This window comes from Pacificibacter sp. (assembly GCF_039769035.1).
In the GTDB taxonomy this organism is placed as follows: domain Bacteria; phylum Pseudomonadota; class Alphaproteobacteria; order Rhodobacterales; family Rhodobacteraceae; genus Celeribacter.
This window is the reverse complement of the sequence record NZ_JBDMZG010000169.1, coordinates 1-2,650: the sequence shown is the minus strand read 5'-3', so window position 1 is coordinate 2,650 and position 2,650 is coordinate 1. Positions and strand designations below refer to the sequence as shown.

Here is a 2,650-nt window from a genome sequence, read left to right as displayed (position 1 = left end):
GCCCTTGAGGCGCTGCGCGTTTGGGCGCGTGGAGCCACGCCAACTGAGGTGGCCGAGCTTGATCCCGCAATTGCGCGGCTTTTGCCGGAGGCGCAGGATTTGGCCAATTACCCCGCGCTGCGGCGGGCGTATCCCGAAGATTTTGCCGTGGATGAAGCTTACCGCGACACGCTGCCAGATTTGCAAAACGGGCCTGAAAGCCTGATCAAAGGCGCGCGTCAGCATATCCAACATGTGGGTATTTCCAACTTTCGCCTGCCGATTCATTTTCATCGTCGCGATACCAGCGATTTGACGCTTGAGACTTCGGTCACGGGCACTGTGTCTTTGGATGCAGAGAAAAAAGGCATCAATATGTCCCGCATCATGCGGTCTTTTTACAAACACGCCGAACGGACATTTTCGTTTGATGTGATTGAAGCGGCTCTTGATGACTACATGTCCGATTTGGACAGTTTCGATGCGCGTATTCAAATGCGGTTCTCGTTTCCTATGAAGGTGCCGTCTTTGCGCTCAGGTCTTGAAGGGTACCAGTATTACGATATCGCGCTTGAACTGGTTGAACGCGCTGGTGTGCGGCGCAAGTTTATGCACTTGGACTATGTTTACAGCTCTACGTGCCCTTGTTCGCTTGAATTGGCTGAACACGCCCGTGCAACGCGCCAGCAATTGGCCACGCCACATTCGCAGCGCTCCGTCGCGCGTATTTCGGTGGAATCCTTGCCGGATCAATCAATTCTTTGGTTCGAAGACCTGATTGACCTGTGTCGCAAGGCCGTCAGCACGGAAACGCAAGTGATGGTCAAACGCGAAGATGAACAAGCCTTTGCAGAGTTGAACGCCGCCAATCCGATTTTCGTCGAAGATGCAGCACGTCTGTTTTGCGAGGTTTTGCAAAGCGATCCGCGCATTGGTGATTTTCGGGTTGTTGCGTCGCATCAAGAAAGCTTGCACTCGCATGATGCCGTCTCTGTCCTGACCGAAGGGCCGACCTTTGCCACAGACAGTCTGGATCCCAAGCTGTTCAGCACGCTTATTCACGTCGGCTGATACACAGCAAGGCGCGTAGATCGGGCGTCCTTTGTTTGAATTTCAGTGTTAAGATGTTGAAAATTGTGATGCCACACTTCACGTCGTGCCTTGACTTGCGCGTGATCCAAAGCCAAGCCTTGCCCAATGAACGATCTTAGACCAGTTGGATATGTAATCGGCTACCTTGTGGCCGCCTTGGGTTTGACCATGACGATCCCCATGGGCGTAGACCTGCTCGCGGGCAATGGGGAATGGCAGGTTTTCTTTGAAGCAGGCCTGATCACCTTTGTCGCTGGTGGATCTATTGCCTTGGCGTGCTCGAACGGATTGTCTGACCGACTTTCTATCCAACAAATCTTCCTTTTGACCACCGTCATTTGGGTTGCGTTGCCCTTGTTCGGCGGTTTGCCTTTCATGTTGGGGGCCACCAATGCGACACTGACTGATGCGTTCTTCGAGGGCATGTCGGGCGTGACCACAACTGGCGCAACCGTGTTTTCTGGTCTTGATGATCTGCCTATGGGGCTTTTGCTCTGGCGGTCGATGCTACAGTGGTTTGGTGGGGTCGGCATCATTGTTGTGGCGATGATCTTTTTACCCGAACTGCGCGTGGGTGGGATGCAGGTGTTTAAATCTGAAGCCTTCGACACGAGCGGCAAGGTTTTGCCACGTGCGGCGCAGATCGCCAACAGCATTTCCAGCATTTATGTTGTGCTCACGCTGCTTTGCTATCTCAGCTACATTCTGGTTGGTTTGAAACCGTTTGATGCGCTCAATCACGCCCTGACGACCTTGTCGACAGGTGGATTTTCGACCCGTGACGCCTCGTTTGGAGCCTTCCAAGGACCAGCAGAATATGTGGCTTCGTTTTATATGATCCTCGCCTCATTGCCGTTTGTGCGCTACGTGCAATTGCTGCAAGGCACGGCCAAGCCGTTGTGGCGTGACACGCAAATTCATGCCTATCTCGGCGTGATCTTTGCTTTTGTTGGCGTGTTTGCGGCCTATCGTTTGATCGTCAATGCCGATCACCTTGAGCACTCTTTGCGCGAAGGGTTGTTTAACGTCACCTCTATTATTTCCGGCACGGGCTATGCGTCGGTGGATTATCAATTGTGGGGCGCGTTCCCAGCGGTGGCGTTCTTTTTCATTGGCTTGATTGGCGGATGTGCGGGATCGACGGCCTGTTCGGTTAAAATTTTCCGCTACCAGCTTTTGATCGCCTCAGTGCGGGCGCAGGTGCGCAAAATTCACGCGCCGCACGGCATTTTCACACCGCGCTTCCAAGGGCAACCTGTGTCCGAGGATGTCCTGTCGTCAGTTATGGCTTTCTTTAGTCTGTTCATCGTCACGCTGGGCGTCACGTCCGTTTTGCTCGCGGCCACAGGGCTTGATTTTGTCACTGCGGTCTCTGGTGCCGCTGCTGCGTTGGCCTGCATCGGCCCTGGGCTTGGGGATATTATCGGTCCGGCCGGAAACTACGCCACGCTCAATGATCCAGCAAAATGGATTTTGGCGACGGCCATGTTGGTCGGGCGTCTGGAAGTGATGTCGGTGTTTGCGCTGTTTACCATTCGCTTTTGGCGTTCATAGAAACCGTTTCATTCTGAGCACTGAT

Annotated in this window: 2 protein-coding genes; both read left to right on the top strand. The window is 53.6% G+C overall.

What is annotated here, in order from left to right; genetic code table 11:
- Nucleotides 1-1,050 (top strand): GTP cyclohydrolase FolE2 (gene folE2 / locus ABF287_RS14145; protein WP_347185643.1); only part of this gene is annotated, 1,050 nt, incomplete at its 5' end.
- 126 nt (nt 1,051-1,176) lie between these two features.
- Nucleotides 1,177-2,625 carry a TrkH family potassium uptake protein gene (locus ABF287_RS14140; protein WP_347185642.1) on the top strand — a complete coding sequence of 483 codons (1,449 nt, stop codon included), beginning with the start codon at nt 1,177-1,179 and terminating at the stop codon, nt 2,623-2,625.
- Nucleotides 2,626-2,650 lie beyond the last annotated feature (25 nt).